Raw genomic sequence first — 15,957 nt, forward strand, 5'->3', positions numbered from 1 at the left:
CGTCCGCGTGGTGGTCGGCGGTGCGCACGATGCGCGCAGTGACGAGCGGCGTTATGGCCCGGAAGTCATGCGGCAAGCCGCATTGCGGCGAGTGGTGGATGCGCGACGACGAACCGAGTTTTGAGAATCTGCGTTACGCGCGATGAGCGGTTCTGTTGTGGGAGCGACGTAAGTCGCGATGGCCGAATCAAGGTCCGTCATCGCGACTTACGTCGCTCCCACAAGAAACCCGGTGACGCCTACAGCAATACCGCCAGCTTGTCGCGATGGCTACGCGACAGTTTCAGCTCCTGGCCGCAGTCCAGGCGCAGGAAGCTTTCGCCGTTGGTGTGCGGGCGCATTTCCACCACGCGGCGCGCATTGACGATGGTGGAACGGTGGATGCGGGGGAAGCGCTGCGGGTCCAGCTGTTTCTCCAGTTCGCGCATCGTCGCGCGCAGGATCAGCGTGGTGCCGTTCGCTTCTTCGCCGTCCACATGGATGCACATGTAGTCGCCGGCGGCATCGATCCAGCGGATGCTGTGCAGGTCCACGCGCACGGTGCGGCCGCCATCGCGGACGGCGAGTTTCTCCTCGCGGCGCAGCAGGTCGAGCGCGTCCGGCTTCAGGGCCTCGTCCAGGTCCAGCGGCGGGCGGCCGCTCAGTTCCCCCAGCAGGCCGAGCAGGTGGGCGCAGTGGCCGCTGGCTTCGCGCTGGGCGCGAGCCCGGCGCACGCGGGCCAGCGCTTGGGCGAGCCGCGAATCTTCCACCGGTTTCAGCAGGTAGTCGGTGGCCGACGCCTCGAACGCGCGGATGGCATAGTGATCGTAGGCGGTCACGAACACCACCAGCGGCATTTCGCTGGCGGGGATCGCCCGCAGTGTCTGGAAACCATCCAGGCCGGGCATCTGCACATCGAGGAACATCAGGTCCGGGCGGTGCTCGCGCAGGCCGGCGATGGCCGATGCGCCGTCGCCGTACTGGCCGACGATCTCGATGTCGGGATGCGCGGCCAGGCGGATCTCAAGGCCGCGACGCGCGAGCGGTTCGTCGTCGACGATCACGGCGCGCAGGCGGGGGGCAGGTTCCGTGCGGGCGTGGCTGTCCATGCTCAGTCACCGAGGGTCTGCGAGGTTTCGAACGGCAGGCGCAAGATCACCTCGATGCCGCGTTCGCGGTTGCGCACGGAAAAGCCGCCGGCCTCTCCGTACAGCACGCTGAGGCGTTCGCGCGTGTTGCGAAGTCCCACTCCCTTGCCCGGCGGCAAGGCGTTGCCTTCAAGACTGCTGCAGCCGGGGCCGTCGTCGATCACCCGCAGCACCAGTTGGCCGGCATCGTGTTCGGCTTCGATCCGCAACAGACCGCCGGCAACCTGGCGCGCGACCGCGTACTTGATGGCGTTCTCCACCAACGGCTGAAGCAGCAGGCTGGGGAGCAGCGCGCGCCAGCAGTCCTCGTCGATGTCGGTCTCGATGCGCAGGCGTTCGGCGAAGCGGATCTTCTCGATGTCCAGATACAGCGTCAGCGCATCCAGTTCCTGCCGCAGCGTCACCCGTTGCATCGGGTCGTTGTCCAGCGAATGGCGCAGGAACGACGAAAGCCCCTGCACCATGCGGTTGGCAGTGGCGTTGTCGCGGTCCAGGATCAGGGTGGAGATGGCGTTGAGCGTGTTGAACAGGAAGTGCGGATTCAGCTGGTAGCGCAGCATCTTCAGCTGGGCCTGGTGCGCCATGCTGCGCGCGGCGAGCGTGCGCCGTGCTTCGTCCTGGAACTGGCGGTAGTACTTGATGCCGAGGTACAGCCCCACCCAGGCCAGCACCACATAGATGTATCCGAGCGAATGCGCGACGAACTCCAGATGGTTGGCGGGCGCGCAGTCTTCGCAGAAGCGCAGCATCACCGCGCGGCTGGTCAGGTTCATCACCGTGGACGCTGCCAGCATCGGCAGGACCATCGCGGCCGCCAGTTGGGCGGGTTTGAGCCGCCAGCAGGCGCGCAACAGCTGGCGCAGGACCGCCGTGGCCACGAACCCGGTACAGGCGGCGGTGAACGGCACGATCCAGTAGCCTGCCGGCTTGCCGTAGGCGACTGCCTGCAGCGAACCAAGCGCGAAGTACGCCAGCCAGCCGCCTGCCTGGAGGCTCCAGAACGCCTGGTGCCGGGGAAGATCTAGAGGGTGGGCCGTTGAAATGGCCATGGCGGGCTCGCGAAGACGCAGGTGCCGCCATGCTAATGCCATGCCCGGCGACATGCCGCACGGCTCATCGGCCGCCGCGCACGCTTCGGCGCAAGGATCGCCGGATCAGCCCAAGGGGCCGGGTGGCTCGCCATCGCCACCCGATTGCAGTGCCACCGGCAGGTGCCAGCCGTAGGTCACCGCCATCATGCGCAGGCCGAAGCAGAGGCCTGCGCCGACCAGGGCGCAGGGCAGCGCGGGCAGCGCCAGCCAGTGACCGAGCGCGACCACCAGTGCGCCGGCCAGCGCGGCCACCGCATACAGCTCCGCCCGCAGCACCAGCGGCACCTGCGCCAGCAGCACGTCGCGCGCGATGCCACCGCCAATGCCGGTCAGCATGCCCATCGCGGCAGCCATCGGCGGCGAGATGCCGTATTCCAGCGCCTTCTGCGTGCCGGCCACGGCGAACAGCGCCAGCCCCATCGCATCGAACAGACGCACCGGATGGTGCAGCTTCTCGATCAGCGGCGCCCAGAAGAACGTCACGATGCCAGCGGCCAGCGACGTCACGGGATAGCGCCAATCGCTGAGCGCGGCCGGTGGCGTAGCGCCGATCAGCAGGTCACGGGTGATGCCGCCAGCCGTGGCCGCGATGAACGACAGCACCAGGACGCCGAAGATGTCGAGGCGGCGGCGCACGCCCAGCGTGGCACCGCTGAGCGCGAACACGAACGTGCCGATCAGGTCGAGGATGGGGACGAGGGTATCCATGCCGGCATTGTGCCGCCGGCGTGGCGGGCCTGCGAGCCTTGTTCCGTCAGGCCAGGATCGGCTGCATCCCCACGCCCAGGCGATTCCAGGCGTTGATCATGGCCACCGCCATGGTCAGCTCGGCGATGCCGGGTTCGTCGAAATGCGCCTTCAGCGCCTCATAGGTGCTGTCGGCCGGTGCGCCGGAGGGCAACGTGGTCAGCTGCTCCGCCCAGGCCAGTGCCGCACCCTCGCGGGCATCGAAGAAGCGGCTGTCCCGCCAGCCGGCCAGCGTGTGCAGCTTGCGCGACTCCACCCCGGCCTTGACCAGTGCGCTGCTGTGCATGTCCATGCAGTAGGCGCAGCCGTTGATCTGCGAGACGCGCAGGAAGATGAGTTCGAGGAACTCCTTTCCCAGCACGCCGTTGTGGACGGCCGTGCTGGTGGCGTAGAGGCCGCGGAAGGCCTCGGGGACATGCTTGGGATAGTCGACGCGATGGAATTTCATGCTCATGGCAGTGCCTCAATGGCGGCCACACCGGCCACCTTCACTACCAGGACGCGCCACCGTCCTTCGCCGTGACAGCCGTACCCAACTTGTCCGGATTGGCCACGGTGAAGATCTCGCTGATGCGCTCGCCGTCGCTCATCGCCACGATCACCGCAACCAGCACGCCATCGCGGTAGCGCAGGATCGCCGGTTCGCCGTTGGCCGTGCCCATGCGCCAGGCGATGGCCGGGTCCTGGCGGCGATACGCGGCCCAGAACAGGCGCGCGATCCGGATCGCGCCCAGCAACGGACGGATGACCGCCTGTCCCTTGCCGCCGCCATCGGAAACCAATTGCGCGTCCTCGCGAAGCAGGGCCGCGATCGCAGGCTGGTCGCCGCGGCGCGCGGCGTCCATGAAGCGCTCCAGCAGGCGTCGGTGGTTCTCCGGCGGCACCTCGAAGCGCGGACGGCCGGCCTGCACGCGTTCGCGCGCGCGATGGACCATCTGCCGGCAATTGGCTTCGCTCTGGCCGAGCAGGGGCGCGATCTGCGCATAGTCGTAGTCGAAGGCTTCCTTCAACAGGAAGGCGGCGCGCTCTTCCGGGCCCAGCCGTTCCAGCACGGCCAGGAAGGCCAGCGAGACCTGTTCCGAAACTTCGGCGGTGCGCTCCGGGCCGGGGGCCTCGTCGATGTCCGAGGGCGCGGGCAGCCACGGGCCGGTGTAGTGCTCGCGCTGCACGCGCGCCGCGCGCAGGCGGTCGATGCCCAGCCGGGTGGCGGCGGTGACCAGCCAGGCCTCCGGGTCGCGGATGCCGGTCTTGTCGGTCTGCTGCCAGCGCAGCCAGGTGTCCTGGACGACATCCTCGGCGTCGCTGCGGCTGCCCAGCAGCCGGTAGGAGAGCCCGAAAAGACGGGAGCGGTGGGTTTCGAAGGTGTTTTCGGCGTTCATGCGACCAAAGACGGGGCAGGGCGACGTGGCGTGACAGCCGGGCAAGGAGTCACTTTGGCCTAAAATGGGCGCTTCCGCCCGCTACCCCACCGGCAGCCCCCGGCTTCACGTCCCATGACCTCGATCAAGCAAGAAGACCTCATCCAGTCCATCGCCGACGGCCTGCAGTACATCAGCTACTACCACCCGGTCGACTACATCAAGAGCCTCGCGTCGGCCTATGACCGCGAGGAATCGCCTGCCGCGAAGGACGCCATCGCGCAGATCCTGATCAATTCGCGCATGTGCGCCGAAGGCCATCGGCCGATCTGCCAGGACACCGGCATCGTCACCGTGTTCCTCGAGATCGGCATGGACGTGCGCTGGGACGACGCCACGATGGGCGTGGAGGACATGGTCCACGAGGGCGTGCGCCGCGCCTACAACCACCCCGACAACAAGCTGCGCGCCAGCGTGCTGGCCGACCCGGCCGGCAAGCGCACCAACACGAAGGACAACACGCCGGGCGTGGTCAACGTCAAGGTCGTGCCGGGCAACACCGTCGACGTGATCGTCGCCGCGAAGGGCGGTGGTTCCGAAGCGAAGTCGAAGTTCGCGATGCTCAATCCGTCCGACTCCATCGTCGACTGGGTGCTGAAGACCGTGCCGACGATGGGCGCCGGCTGGTGCCCGCCGGGCATGCTCGGCATCGGCATCGGCGGCACCGCCGAGAAGGCGATGCTGCTGGCGAAGGAATCGCTGATGGAGCCGATCGACATCACCGACCTGCAGGCACGCGGCGCGTCCAATCGCGCCGAGGAGCTGCGCCTGGAACTGTACGAGAAGGTCAACGCGCTCGGCATCGGCGCGCAGGGCCTGGGTGGCCTGACCACCGTGCTCGACATCAAGGTCAAGGATTACCCGACCCACGCGGCCAACCTGCCGGTGGCGATGATCCCGAACTGCGCCGCCACGCGCCACGCGCACTTCACCCTCGATGGCAGCGGCCCGGTGATGCTGGACCCGCCGTCGCTGGAGGACTGGCCGGAACTGACCTACGACGCATCGAAGGGCCGTCGCGTCGATCTCGACACGCTGACCCGCGAGGACGTAGCCAACTGGAAGCCGGGCGAAGTCCTGCTGCTCAATGGCAAGTTGCTGACCGGCCGCGATGCCGCGCACAAGCGGATGGTCGACATGCTCAACAAGGGCGAGGCGCTGCCGGTCGATCTGAAGGGCCGTTTCATCTACTACGTGGGGCCGGTCGATCCCGTGCGCGATGAAGTCGTCGGCCCGGCGGGCCCGACCACCGCCACCCGCATGGACAAGTTCACCGAACAGGTGCTGGCGCAGACCGGCCTGCTGGGCATGGTCGGCAAGGCCGAGCGCGGCCCGGCGGCGATCGAGGCCATCAAGAAGCACCAGTCGGCCTACCTGATGGCGGTCGGCGGCGCGGCGTACCTCGTCTCCAAGGCGATCAAGGCGGCGAAGGTCGTCGGTTTCGCCGACCTGGGCATGGAAGCGATCTACGAGTTCACCGTGCAGGACATGCCCGTGACCGTCGCGGTCGACTCCCAAGGCACCTCGGTGCACCAGACCGGCCCGAAGGAATGGCAGGCGCGGATCGGGAAGATTCCAGTGGTGGTGGCCTGACGCTGTTTCCTTCTCCCTGCGGGAGAAGGTGCCGAAGGCGGATGAGGGGCGAGCGAAGTCTGATTGCTTGAATCATGCTGACGGTTGGCGCTCCTCACTCCAACCCCTCTCCCATGGGGAGAGGGGCTCAAATCGCAGAGGCCCATCTATGTCGACAAAGCTCTACTACTCCCGCAGCACCGCCAGCCTCGTCGTCCACTGGCTGCTGATCGAGCTGGGCATCCCGCATGAGCTGCACGAGCTGGACTTCGACAAGCGCGACCAGAAATCCGACGAGTACCTGAAGCTCAACCCCGCCGGCGTGGTGCCCACGCTGGTGATGGACGGGCAGGTGATCACCGAGACGGCCGCGATCCTGATGCATCTCGCCGATACGCATCCGCGTGCCGAACTGGCGCCTGCGGTAGCGAGCACGCAGCGTGCGCAGTACTACCGCTGGATGCTGTTCTGCGCCAACACGCTGATGCCCGCATACCGTGCGTGGTTCTATTCCGACGAGATCGCTGGCGAGGCCAATGTCGAGGCCACCCGGCAGCACGCACGGGCGAAGCTGGAAAAGGCGTGGGGACAGGTCGCCGAGCATCTCGAGGCGCATGGGCCGTACCTGCTGGGCACGCAGCGCACCGCGGCCGACTTCCTGCTGACGATGCTGATGCGCTGGTCGCGCAACATGCCCAAGCCCACCGATACCTGGCCGGCGCTGCAGGCCTATGCGCAACGGATGAAGGCGCTGCCGAGCTTCAGGGAAGTCTATGCGCGTGAGGGGCTGACGGATTGGACGTGATCAGGCTGCACGTTGTGGGAGCGACGTAAGTCGCGACGATGCATGATGGGAATGGTGCAGGCCGATGGGAAAAAGCTCGCGACTTACGTCGCTCCCACAGCGATCATCGCGTTGGCTCAGTCCACGTATTCTTCGAACTTCTTCCCGCCCTGGAACGGCATCAGGTGCTGGCGCACGATGCCGCGAGGCACCGTCTCCAGCTTCATCACGCCGTATTCGTCGGGCCAGTCTTCCTGCTTCGGCGGCAGCTTGAACGTGCCCATCAGCATGTCCACCAGCGGCAGGTGGATGGCGTAGTTCACGTCCAGGTAGTCCTTGTGCCGTGCGTGGTGCCAGTGGTGGTAGCGCGGCAGCACCAGCAGGTATTCGAGCCAGCCGAAGCGGATGCCCAGGTTGGCGTGCGCCAGCACCGCCTGCAGACCCACCAGGATCACGTAGGCATTCACGGCCGGGGTCGAGAAGCCGAGGACCAGCAGCGGCAACAGCACCGCGCTGCGGGTCAGCACGATCTCGACGATGTGGATGCGCGAGCCGGCCAGCCAATCCATCTCGCGGCTGGAATGGTGCACGGCATGGAAGCGCCAGAGCCACGGAATGTTGTGGTACGCGCGGTGCAGCAGCGCTTGCGCGAGGTCGGCGACGAACACGGCGATCAGGAACTGCACCCAGACCGGCAGCGACTGGATGGCGTCCTTCAAGGCGGGGAACGCGGCCAGGCCGGCGATGGTCGAGGTGGAGGCCGTCACCAGGATCAGGATGAACTGCACCAGCATGTGGCTCATGAAGAAGTACGTCACGTCGGTGCGCCAGCCGGGACGCAGCGGCGAGATCCGGCGCTTGCCGAGGTAGTGTTCCAGCGGCACGAACACCAGCGCCGAGAAGAACAGCGAGATCACGAACCAGTCCAGGCCCAGCGAGTACGGTGTCTTGCCGATGGCGTCGAACTGCACGTTGGTGCCGCCCAGCAGCACCGCCAGGGTGGCGCCACCCACACCGATCAGCGCGATGCGCTTGTTGCGGTCGCGCAGGATGGCCCAGGTGCCCATGGCGAAGGCGGCCGCCAACCCGACCAGCAGCAGGTGGCGAGCGAACTGCTCGTTGTAGGCGGCCCGGAATTCCCTGCTCGTCAGCAGTTCGGGGAAATGGAAACAGGCGACGGCCATCAGGCTCAGCAGCCCGAGCATGGCCGAAGCGTAGGCGAAGAACGAACGGCGAGGGCGTGTCATGAGCATCCTGGCAGGCGGTGCGATTCCTGCGCAGGATCTTACGTCAGGCGAGGCGGTTTCCGGCCTCGTCGACGACCGGCTCGCCATCCTCCTTGCTAAAAGCGCCACGCTGCGCCTGCGGCAGGATATCCAAGACCCGTTCGGAGGGCCGGCAAAGCCGGGTGCCGAGGGTCGTCACCACAATGGGACGATTGATCAGCACCGGATGATCCAGCATGGCGTCTATGAGCGCCGCGTCATCGGCATCGGCAAGGCCGAGTTCCGGGTAAAGCGCTTCCTTGGTCCGGACAACCTCGCGCACGGGCGTGCCCATCGCCGCGATCAGCGACACCAGCGTGGCGCGATCGGGCGGCGTCTTCAGGTATTCGATGACCTGCGGCTCGATACCCGCGTTGCGGATCAGTCCCAGCGTGTTCCGCGAGGTGCCGCACGCGGGGTTGTGGTAGATCGTCACGTCGTCCATCAGTACCAGTCCAGCAACGAGATGCCCAGGCCGACGTAGGTGGCCTTGTGGTTGTAGTCGATCAGGCTTTCGCCGTAGCCATGGAACAACTGCACGTGGGCGCGGAACGCGCGATTGATCGGAAAGCCGTAGTCCAGCTGCAGGGCGCCGTGCGACTGATCGCCGCCACGCAGCGAGTGCCGGCCCAGTACGGTGAATACATGGCCGTCGCGCGCGTAGGTGAGCATCGCATCGCCACGGCCGATGTAGTCTTCGATATCCGGGTTGTCGTCGTCGTTGCCGTCCGGAACGCGATACCACGGACGTACGACGAAAGCCCAGTTCTCGCGATCCAGGCCGATGGTGGCGATGACGCGGTTCCAGCTGCGCGACAGCGGATCGCTGCGGCCGTTGGACTGGTGGTTGATGCCGATGCCCGCCATCCGCCCCTTCCAGCCCGCCAGGCTGTAGTTGTTGCGGAACACCAGCATCACTTCGGGTTCGTAATTGGTTTCGCGGAACGGGCGTGATTCCTCGCCGTTATAGACCTGCCAGCGCGAGCTCTGGGTGTACGCGCCCCAGATGTCGCCGTTGTCGCCGAACAGGTTCTCGGCGAACTTGGTCTTGAAGCTCAGCTGGAACTTCGCCTCGATGTCCTGCAGTGCCTGCGGCTCGGTGACCGTGTTGTCGGGATTGGGCGAGGAGGGCGTCTCGTTGACCTGGCTGGTCCAGAACGCGGGCAGCAGGTACATGGGCTTGTAGGCGCGCAACTGGAAGACACCCAGCTTCGAATCCTTGGCCAGCTCCCAGCGGCTGTCGAGCAGCGAACCGCGGCCGGCGTTGGCGATCAGGTCGGCGTCCGCCTCGTCGTCGACCCGGAACCAGGCGCCCATGCGCCGCCGGGCGCGCTCGCCCATCGGCAGGTCCGCCGCTTTGGCCGCCTCGGCCTCGGCGCGGGCCGACGCACGCGCCTGGTCGCGTGCCTGCGCCTCGGCTTCCTTCGCAGCGCGCGCCTGTTCGTCCGCGGTCCGCGTGTCGCGGGCAATCCTGCCCAGCGCGTGGTCGTAACAGGCCAGGCGGGCGGCATCGTTCTCGAGCAGGAAGCAGGCCTCGGCGGAGGGAACGGCCGGTGCGTCCTGCGCCTGGGCAGCGAACGAGAGGGAAACGCCGATGGCGAGCGGCAGGAGTCGGGCGCGGTGCGTCATGCGGGGCTCGATCAGGGAAGGCGGGTGGGGAGCGGTATTCTGCCAGCCATGGGCGCGAAGGCGCGTCGACATGGCCTAGAAGATCCAGGCGAAGGCGAACAGGCCCAGCATCGCGAAGGTCAGCCCCAGCTTCAGGACAACGCCCAGCACGATGCCCAGCCAGGTCCCCAGCCCGACCTTCGTCGCCTGCCGCAACTCGCGCCCATGCCAGAGCTCGCCGAGCAGCGCACCGATGAACGGGCCGGCCAGCAGGCCGATGGGCATGAAGAACAGGCCGGCGAAGGTGCCGATCACCGTGCCCCAGAGCGCCTTGCGGCTGGCGCCGACACGCTGCGCGCCGACCGCGGTGGAGAAAATGTCGGCCGCGAACGAGAGCGCCGTGAGCAGTCCCAGCACCACCAGCGTCACCCAGCCGATCTGCTGGAAGTCACCCGCCCAGGCGGCCAGCAGCATGCCCGCGAACACCAGCGGCAGGCCGGGCAGGGCAGGCAGGATCACCCCGGCCACGCCCACCAGGATCAGTACCACCGCCAAGGCGTAATAAAGCATCTGGATGTCCAATCAAATCTCCTGAGGAATCAAAGGGTTGTCTGGGGGTTGACTTTTCGGCTCACGTGTTTGCATTTTGCCAAATGCCGGGTTACTGTGCGGCCGCTGCCGTTGCCAAGGTCACCGTGAATCGTGGCCTGATGGGGTAGATCCATGATCCGCTGCATCCTTGTACCTCGCTTCCTCCTTGCAACCAGCCGCCCAGCAGGCGTATCCACCACCCGTTTCAAGGAGCAAGTAGATGTCTGATCGTGAAACCGGAACCGTCAAATGGTTCAACGATGCCAAGGGCTTCGGCTTCATCAGCCGCGAGAATGGTGAGGACGTATTCGTGCATTTCCGTGCCATCCAGACCCAGGGCTTCAAGAGCCTGAAGGAAGGCCAGAAGGTCAGCTTCACCGTCGTGCAGGGCCAGAAGGGCCTCCAGGCGGATGCCGTCCAGCCGGTCTGAACTGGAGAATGCAGGACCGCGCGAAGGCGCGGGCTCCACAGGAAAAAGCCCGGCGGATGCCGGGCTTTTTCTTTGCTGCGGTGTGGCGCGGGCGATCAGCGGATGACCACGCGACCGTTCTGGATGCGGACGTAGGTGTTCTCCCGGACCCCGCCGAGGTCGCGCTGGCTGATCGTCACGCGGCGTCCATCGTCCATGCGCACCGTGATGTTGTAGGTGTCACCGGTGGTGCGGTTCTGGATCGCGTTGCCGGCGGCGGCACCTGCCACCGCGCCTGCGACCGTGGAGACATTCTTGTTGCCTTCGCTGCCGCCCGTGCGGTCCGAGATCTGGCGGCCGGCGACCGCACCGACGATGCCGCCCAGCACGGCACCGGTCGCCGACGGAGCGCTGCGGCCGGACGACACCACGTCGATGCGTTCGACGATGCCGCAGTCCGCGCAATAGCGATTGGCGGGCGCATTGTTGTAGCCACCGCCGTAGCCGCTGCTGCCATAGCCCGGGGACGTGCTTGCGCAGCCGGCGAGGGCGACGGCCGTCGTCATGCCGATGGCGAGAAGACGCAGGTTCATGGATGCCTCCTGTGGATGGTAGGACCGTCAGGGTGATCGTGTCCCGTCGGGGCGCATGCTCCACATGACCGCGTGAACATCATGACAATCGGGCCGCTTGCGCGGCCCGGATGTCAGGTGCGATTCATGCCGCGGCTATCGTCATCCCCGGAAATCCTGATGGCAGGCCTTGCAGTCCGCCCCTACCTTCTCGACCAGGGCGCCTGCGGCTGCGCAGTCGGTGGGCGGCGCGCTCAGGGCCGCGTCCAGGTCCGCGCGGAACTGGCTGGTATGCGCTTTGAACCGCTGGTCGTCCGCGATCCCTGGGAATGCCATGTCCAGATCGTTCGCCATCGCTCGCAGCGTGCGTACGTGCGGGATGGTGTCGGTGGCCGCGCAGCGGTTCTGCTTCACCGTGTCGGCTAATTGCGCCGAGTGCTTGGCCATCACGTGCATCACGCTGTGGGGGAATGGATCCTGCCGCGCCTGCAACGCGCGCATCGCCATGACCGTACAGACAGCACCCACCACCAGGCCGATCAGGAAGAGGAAGAGGTAGCGCGACGCGGCGGAGGGCTTCTTGATGTCGGGTTGGCTGGCCATGCGGCGGGCTCCTTGTGGATGACGCCGCGATGGTACGACGGCCATCACGGTTTGCGCCACGGCTTACACTGGCGCCATGAAGAAAGAACTCCGGGACCGGTTCGCCGGCATCGACCGCCTCTATGGCGTGGGAACCGTAGAACGCCATGCGCAGGCGCGCGTCGCCGTGGTGGGCATGGGCGGCGTGGGCTCGTGGGTGGTGGAGGCGCTGGCGCGCTCCGGCGTGGGTCATCTCACATTGATTGATGCCGACGACATCTGCGTATCCAACACCAACCGCCAATTGCCGGCCCTCGAAGGGCACTACGGGCGCAACAAGGCCGAGGCGATGGCCGAGCGGTGCCGCGCGATCAACCCGCTGATCGATATAGATGCGGTGCCGCAGTTCCTTACGTCCGGCAACATGGGCGAGCTGCTGGATCGCGGCTTCGACCTGGCGCTCGATGCGTGCGACAGTTTCCGGGTCAAGGTGGAAATGATCGCCTGGTGCCGCCGCCGCAAGCTGCCGATCGTGGTGTCCGGCTCCGCCGGCGGTCGCACCGATCCCACCCAGATCCGCCTGCGTGATCTTTCGCGTACCGAACACGACGCGCTGCTGGCGCTGGTGCGCAAGAAGTTGCGCGCGGAGTTCAATTTCCCCAAGAACAGCGACCGCTACTTCGGGGTGCAGGCCGTGTACTCGCTCGAAAACGTCAAGTATCCGCAGGCCGACGGCAGCGTCTGTGGCCTGCGCCCGCAGCTGGGGGCGGATGCGGCGCTGAAACTGGATTGCGGCGTGGGTCTGGGGGCCGCCACCCATATTACCGGTGCGTTCGCGTTCGCGATGGTGGGCAAGGCGCTCGAACTGCTGGCCAAGCCCGCGAAGACGGCGGTCAGGCCACCGGCAGCTTGAAAAGGCGCTCGGCGTTGCGCGTGGTCGCGGCAGCGACGTCCTCCGGCGCTATGTCGCGCAGGCTGGCAATCACGTCGCGCACTACGGACAGGCGTTCGGGCTCGTTGCGTTGCCCGCGGATGCCGGCGTCCGGCTGGTCCGGCGCATCGGTCTCCAGCAGCAGGTAGTCGAGCGGCATCGTGCGTGCCAGTGCGCGCAGGCGGTTCGCACGCTCGTAAGTGACGGGTCCGCCCAGGCCGATCAGGAAACCCATCCCCCACAACTGGCGCGCCTGCTCCGGACTGCCGGAGAAGCTGTGGACGACGCCGGTCAGTCCACCCACGCGCCTGATCGCTGCGATCACGGCGTCCACCGCGCGTCGTGCATGCACGATCACCGGCAGGCCGAATTCGCGCGCCACCCGCAGTTGGCCATCGAAATACTGTTGCTGTGCGTCGGCATCCAGACCGTCCACGAAGAAGTCCAGTCCGCATTCGCCGACCGCCACAGGATGCTCGCGCTGGATCCACTGCCGCAGTGCGTCCAGATGCTCCGGGCGATGCTCGGCGAGGTACATCGGATGCAAGCCATAGGCGGGGAACAGACCGGAGTCCTGCAGGCAGACGTCACGAAGTCCGTGCCAGGTCGACGCGGCAACCGCCGGAACGATCTGGCGCGTCACCCCGGCGCTGCGCGCACGCGCCAGCACCGCGGTGCGATCGCCATCGAACTCGGCGGCGTCGAAATGGCTGTGGCTGTCGACCAGCATCTGTCAGCGCTGGGTGGGCTCGATGGCGGGCGGTGGTTCCTTGCGCCGTTTCCAGTTCGCCAGCAACAGGGTGCCCAGGCCGAAGAGGATTTCGTCCACGAACGGGAAGGGATCTGGCAGGAACAGCGTGACGACGAAGAGCGCAGCCGTGATCTTGAACAAGGTCGGATAGCGCAGCTTGCGGGCCCAGTCGAGCAACGGCAGCAGTAGCGGGTTCGGCATGGAGGAGACTCGTTCCGGAGTGCAACGGACGCCACGCTAGCATGATCCGAACGTCGCGGAAGCGTTCATTTTTCGTTCGTTTTCGTGGGCCTTCACCGGTACTTTGTTCAGGTTCCCAGTGGTGCAATGATGGCCAATGTGAATCGGGGCAGCCCGACTTGGAGGCAGCGATGAAGAGCAATACCACAACGATTCTGGTTGCCGTCGGCGCATTGCTGGTGGGCGGTGTCGCCACGGCGGCATTCCTCAAGGGCGGCGACAAGAGCCCGACCGGCCAGGACGGCCTGGTGACGTCGGCCGATGGCACGCTGGTCACGGATGACGCGGCCATGATCGACAACCAGATCCCCACGGGCACGTTGCAGTACGCCACCGTGGTGAAGTCGGAGCCGGTCACCAGTTCCGAGAAGCTGTATGCGACGGTGATCGGCACCGAGGCGGTGCGCGAGACCACCACGACCAGTTCGCCGCGCGAGGTGTGCGAAGACGTGGTCGTGCAGGAGCGCCTGCCCGAACGCGATGGCAACGCGGGGGGTACGGTGGCCGGTGCGGTGATCGGTGGCCTGCTGGGCAACCAAGTGGGCGGCGGCAACGGCAAGAAGGCGGCCACGGTCGTGGGTGCCGTCGCGGGCGGTGCGATCGGCAACCAGGTGGACAAGCGCCACGTGGGTGGCCGGGTCGTGAATCGCACCGAGCGCCAGTGCCACACCGAGAACGCGACGTCGGAGTCGTCGCGGGTGACGGGCTACAACGTGACGTACCGCAATCCTGATGGCTCCACCGGCACCATGCGCATGGACAGCAAGCCGGGCAACCGTATTGCGCTCGGCACCACCGACAAGGTGATCGGCTACGACGTCACCTACCGTTTCGAGGGCCAGGACAAGACGATCCGCCTGGACCAGAAGCCGGGCGATCGCCTGCCGGTGATCGACGGCCAGGTGGTGACCCAGACGGCCAGCGTGGATGCCCCGGACAAGGGCTGACGATCCGGCCCGGACCGGGCCTGCATTTCAACGTGGCACCCCGCAAAGGCCGGCATTTCGCCGGCCTTTGCTGTGCGGACTGGCGCTTACCGCCCCCGACGGCCACCGCATACAATCACCGGATACCTCTTATGCCGGTTGAAGCGCGATGGCCCTGAACCCGTACGACCTGTTCGATGTCCGTTCTCTGCTGAGCGAAGAGGAGCGCGCCGTCCAGGACGCCGTCGCCCGCTTCACCGACGAGCGCGTGCGCCCGATCATCGGCGACGCCTTCGACCAGGGCCGGTTTCCGAAGGAACTGGTGCCGGAGATCGCCGAACTTGGCCTGCTGGGTTCCTCGCTGCCGGAAAAGTACGGCTGCGCCGGCCTCAATGCGGTCAGCTACGGCCTGATCTGCCAGGAACTCGAGCGCGGCGACAGCGGTATCCGCAGCTTCGTCAGCGTGCAGTCCTCGCTGTGCATGTATCCCATTTACGCCTACGGCAGCGAAGAACAGCGCGAGCGCTGGCTGCCGGAAATGGCGGCCGGCAAGGTGATCGGCTGCTTCGGCCTGACCGAGCCCCACGGCGGCTCCGACCCGGCCAACATGAAGACCCACGCGCGCCGCGATGGCGACGATTGGGTCATCAACGGCTCGAAGATGTGGATCACCAACGGCAACCTGGCCGACATCGCGATCGTCTGGGCGCAGACCGACGACGGGATCCAGGGCTTCCTGCTCGAGAAGGGCATGGCCGGGTTCACCGCGCAGGAGATCAAGCACAAGATGAGCCTGCGCGCATCGGTGACCAGCGCGCTGTTCTTCGACAACGTGCGCGTGCCCGACAGCAGCCGCCTGCCCAACGTCAAAGGCCTGAAGGGGCCGCTGGGCTGCCTGACCCAGGCGCGCTACGGCATCACCTGGGGCCCGATCGGCGCCGCCATCGCCTGCCTCGACGAAGTGCTTGCCTACACCAAGGAACGCATCCTGTTCGACCGCCCCGTCGCGGCCACCCAGAGTGCGCAGATCAAGATGGCCGAGATGGCCCGCCGGATCACCCTGGCGCAGTTGCTGTCGCTGCAGCTGGGTCGCCTGAAGGATGCCGGCACCATGGCGCCTTCTCAGGTGTCGCTGGCGAAGTGGAACAACTGCCGCATGGCCATCGACATCGCCCGCGAATGCCGCGACCTGCTGGGCGGCGCCGGCATCACCACCGAGCACGCCGCCATCCGCCACGCGCTGAACCTGGAATCGGTCATCACCTACGAGGGCACGGAAACCGTGCACCAGCTGGTAATCGGCCGCGAGCTGACGGGCATCAACGCGTTCTGAGCGGGTCCCG

Annotated in this window: 19 protein-coding genes; 6 read left to right on the forward strand and 13 right to left on the reverse strand. The window is 66.6% G+C overall.

All coding sequences use genetic code 11. The features are described 5' to 3' along the window. Positions 1-239 precede the first annotated feature (239 nt). From Q0907_RS08260 to Q0907_RS08280, 5 genes are all read right to left on the reverse strand, one after another. On the reverse strand, positions 240-1,088 hold the full coding sequence (locus Q0907_RS08260) for a LytTR family DNA-binding domain-containing protein (RefSeq protein WP_299343173.1): 849 nt from the start codon (positions 1,086-1,088) through the stop codon (positions 240-242). 2 nt (positions 1,089-1,090) lie between these two features. Next, positions 1,091-2,176 carry a histidine kinase gene (locus tag Q0907_RS08265; RefSeq protein WP_299343175.1) on the reverse strand — a complete coding sequence of 362 codons (1,086 nt, stop codon included), beginning with the start codon at positions 2,174-2,176 and terminating at the stop codon, positions 1,091-1,093. 105 nt (positions 2,177-2,281) lie between these two features. Next, a complete protein-coding gene (locus Q0907_RS08270) occupies positions 2,282-2,926 on the reverse strand; it encodes a trimeric intracellular cation channel family protein (protein WP_296282459.1) in 645 nt (214 codons plus the stop codon). Positions 2,927-2,972: 46 nt separating this feature from the next. Next, a complete protein-coding gene (locus tag Q0907_RS08275) occupies positions 2,973-3,413 on the reverse strand; it encodes a carboxymuconolactone decarboxylase family protein (protein ID WP_299343860.1) in 441 nt (146 codons plus the stop codon). Between the two features lie 43 nt (positions 3,414-3,456). Then, on the reverse strand, positions 3,457-4,344 hold the full coding sequence (locus Q0907_RS08280) for an RNA polymerase sigma-70 factor (protein ID WP_299343177.1): 888 nt from the start codon (positions 4,342-4,344) through the stop codon (positions 3,457-3,459). A gap of 114 nt (positions 4,345-4,458) precedes the next feature. Here Q0907_RS08280 and Q0907_RS08285 point away from each other — a divergent pair, with 114 nt between their 5' ends. Both Q0907_RS08285 and Q0907_RS08290 read left to right on the forward strand, forming a co-directional pair. Beyond that, positions 4,459-5,976 carry a fumarate hydratase gene (locus Q0907_RS08285; RefSeq protein ID WP_299343179.1) on the forward strand — a complete coding sequence of 506 codons (1,518 nt, stop codon included), beginning with the start codon at positions 4,459-4,461 and terminating at the stop codon, positions 5,974-5,976. 148 nt (positions 5,977-6,124) lie between these two features. Continuing rightward, entirely contained in the window at positions 6,125-6,760 is a 636-nt protein-coding gene (locus Q0907_RS08290) for a glutathione S-transferase family protein (protein ID WP_299343181.1), read from the forward strand. Positions 6,761-6,876: 116 nt separating this feature from the next. Here Q0907_RS08290 and Q0907_RS08295 read toward each other — a convergent pair whose 3' ends face one another. From Q0907_RS08295 to Q0907_RS08310, 4 genes are all read right to left on the reverse strand, one after another. Further along, complete coding sequence (locus Q0907_RS08295; RefSeq protein WP_299343183.1) at positions 6,877-7,986, reverse strand: sterol desaturase family protein; 1,110 nt, start codon at positions 7,984-7,986, stop codon at positions 6,877-6,879. 43 nt (positions 7,987-8,029) lie between these two features. Further along, the gene (arsC, locus tag Q0907_RS08300; protein WP_299343185.1) at positions 8,030-8,449 is read right to left on the reverse strand and encodes an arsenate reductase (glutaredoxin); all 420 of its coding nucleotides are present in this window, start codon (positions 8,447-8,449) and stop codon (positions 8,030-8,032) included. Further along, positions 8,449-9,633 carry a phospholipase A gene (locus tag Q0907_RS08305; protein ID WP_299343187.1) on the reverse strand — a complete coding sequence of 395 codons (1,185 nt, stop codon included), beginning with the start codon at positions 9,631-9,633 and terminating at the stop codon, positions 8,449-8,451. The genes arsC and Q0907_RS08305 overlap by 1 nt, the downstream gene beginning before the upstream one ends. A gap of 75 nt (positions 9,634-9,708) precedes the next feature. Next, positions 9,709-10,194 carry a DUF456 domain-containing protein gene (locus Q0907_RS08310; RefSeq protein WP_299343188.1) on the reverse strand — a complete coding sequence of 162 codons (486 nt, stop codon included), beginning with the start codon at positions 10,192-10,194 and terminating at the stop codon, positions 9,709-9,711. Positions 10,195-10,423: 229 nt separating this feature from the next. Here Q0907_RS08310 and Q0907_RS08315 point away from each other — a divergent pair, with 229 nt between their 5' ends. After that, the gene (locus Q0907_RS08315) at positions 10,424-10,633 is read left to right on the forward strand and encodes a cold-shock protein (protein WP_055944114.1); all 210 of its coding nucleotides are present in this window, start codon (positions 10,424-10,426) and stop codon (positions 10,631-10,633) included. Between the two features lie 95 nt (positions 10,634-10,728). On the opposite strand, the gene Q0907_RS08320 is transcribed toward Q0907_RS08315, so the two are convergent. Both Q0907_RS08320 and Q0907_RS08325 read right to left on the reverse strand, forming a co-directional pair. After that, positions 10,729-11,205, reverse strand: a complete 477-nt coding sequence (locus tag Q0907_RS08320; RefSeq protein ID WP_296282445.1) for a glycine zipper 2TM domain-containing protein — start codon at positions 11,203-11,205, stop codon at positions 10,729-10,731. Positions 11,206-11,346: 141 nt separating this feature from the next. Next, on the reverse strand, positions 11,347-11,787 hold the full coding sequence (locus Q0907_RS08325) for a cytochrome c (protein ID WP_299343191.1): 441 nt from the start codon (positions 11,785-11,787) through the stop codon (positions 11,347-11,349). Positions 11,788-11,863: 76 nt separating this feature from the next. On the opposite strand from Q0907_RS08325, the gene Q0907_RS08330 reads away from it, so the two are divergent. Next, positions 11,864-12,679 carry a tRNA threonylcarbamoyladenosine dehydratase gene (locus Q0907_RS08330; RefSeq protein ID WP_299343193.1) on the forward strand — a complete coding sequence of 272 codons (816 nt, stop codon included), beginning with the start codon at positions 11,864-11,866 and terminating at the stop codon, positions 12,677-12,679. On the opposite strand, the gene Q0907_RS08335 is transcribed toward Q0907_RS08330, so the two are convergent. Together Q0907_RS08335 and Q0907_RS08340 are read right to left on the reverse strand one after the other, a co-directional pair. Further along, on the reverse strand, positions 12,660-13,427 hold the full coding sequence (locus tag Q0907_RS08335) for a TatD family hydrolase (RefSeq protein ID WP_299343195.1): 768 nt from the start codon (positions 13,425-13,427) through the stop codon (positions 12,660-12,662). The genes Q0907_RS08330 and Q0907_RS08335 overlap by 20 nt on opposite strands. Positions 13,428-13,430: 3 nt before the next feature. Then, positions 13,431-13,649, reverse strand: a complete 219-nt coding sequence (locus Q0907_RS08340; protein WP_296282438.1) for a DUF6116 family protein — start codon at positions 13,647-13,649, stop codon at positions 13,431-13,433. A gap of 170 nt (positions 13,650-13,819) precedes the next feature. On the opposite strand from Q0907_RS08340, the gene Q0907_RS08345 reads away from it, so the two are divergent. Both Q0907_RS08345 and Q0907_RS08350 read left to right on the forward strand, forming a co-directional pair. After that, on the forward strand, positions 13,820-14,635 hold the full coding sequence (locus Q0907_RS08345) for a glycine zipper 2TM domain-containing protein (RefSeq protein ID WP_299343197.1): 816 nt from the start codon (positions 13,820-13,822) through the stop codon (positions 14,633-14,635). A 148-nt stretch (positions 14,636-14,783) separates the two neighbouring features. Beyond that, entirely contained in the window at positions 14,784-15,947 is a 1,164-nt protein-coding gene (locus Q0907_RS08350; protein WP_299343198.1) for an acyl-CoA dehydrogenase family protein, read from the forward strand. The last annotated feature ends 10 nt before the right edge of the window (positions 15,948-15,957 follow it).

The sequence above is a fragment of the uncultured Pseudoxanthomonas sp. genome, assembly GCF_947498795.1.
Classification (GTDB): domain Bacteria; phylum Pseudomonadota; class Gammaproteobacteria; order Xanthomonadales; family Xanthomonadaceae; genus Pseudoxanthomonas_A.

Bases quoted from the DNA above. Each gene is read 5' to 3' on its own strand.
- Q0907_RS08260 (WP_299343173.1), bottom strand. From the start codon at position 1,088: ATGGACAGCCACGCCCGCACGGAACCTGCCCCCCGCCTGCGCGCCGTG.
- Q0907_RS08265 (WP_299343175.1), bottom strand. From the start codon at position 2,176: ATGGCCATTTCAACGGCCCACCCTCTAGATCTTCCCCGGCACCAGGCG.
- Q0907_RS08270 (WP_296282459.1), bottom strand. From the start codon at position 2,926: ATGGATACCCTCGTCCCCATCCTCGACCTGATCGGCACGTTCGTGTTC.
- Q0907_RS08275 (WP_299343860.1), bottom strand. From the start codon at position 3,413: ATGAAATTCCATCGCGTCGACTATCCCAAGCATGTCCCCGAGGCCTTC.
- Q0907_RS08280 (WP_299343177.1), bottom strand. From the start codon at position 4,344: ATGAACGCCGAAAACACCTTCGAAACCCACCGCTCCCGTCTTTTCGGG.
- Q0907_RS08285 (WP_299343179.1), top strand. From the start codon at position 4,459: ATGACCTCGATCAAGCAAGAAGACCTCATCCAGTCCATCGCCGACGGC.
- Q0907_RS08290 (WP_299343181.1), top strand. From the start codon at position 6,125: ATGTCGACAAAGCTCTACTACTCCCGCAGCACCGCCAGCCTCGTCGTC.
- Q0907_RS08295 (WP_299343183.1), bottom strand. From the start codon at position 7,986: ATGACACGCCCTCGCCGTTCGTTCTTCGCCTACGCTTCGGCCATGCTC.
- arsC (WP_299343185.1), bottom strand. From the start codon at position 8,449: ATGGACGACGTGACGATCTACCACAACCCCGCGTGCGGCACCTCGCGG.
- Q0907_RS08305 (WP_299343187.1), bottom strand. From the start codon at position 9,633: ATGACGCACCGCGCCCGACTCCTGCCGCTCGCCATCGGCGTTTCCCTC.
- Q0907_RS08315 (WP_055944114.1), top strand. From the start codon at position 10,424: ATGTCTGATCGTGAAACCGGAACCGTCAAATGGTTCAACGATGCCAAG.
- Q0907_RS08320 (WP_296282445.1), bottom strand. From the start codon at position 11,205: ATGAACCTGCGTCTTCTCGCCATCGGCATGACGACGGCCGTCGCCCTC.
- Q0907_RS08325 (WP_299343191.1), bottom strand. From the start codon at position 11,787: ATGGCCAGCCAACCCGACATCAAGAAGCCCTCCGCCGCGTCGCGCTAC.
- Q0907_RS08330 (WP_299343193.1), top strand. From the start codon at position 11,864: ATGAAGAAAGAACTCCGGGACCGGTTCGCCGGCATCGACCGCCTCTAT.
- Q0907_RS08335 (WP_299343195.1), bottom strand. From the start codon at position 13,427: ATGCTGGTCGACAGCCACAGCCATTTCGACGCCGCCGAGTTCGATGGC.
- Q0907_RS08340 (WP_296282438.1), bottom strand. From the start codon at position 13,649: ATGCCGAACCCGCTACTGCTGCCGTTGCTCGACTGGGCCCGCAAGCTG.
- Q0907_RS08345 (WP_299343197.1), top strand. From the start codon at position 13,820: ATGAAGAGCAATACCACAACGATTCTGGTTGCCGTCGGCGCATTGCTG.
- Q0907_RS08350 (WP_299343198.1), top strand. From the start codon at position 14,784: ATGGCCCTGAACCCGTACGACCTGTTCGATGTCCGTTCTCTGCTGAGC.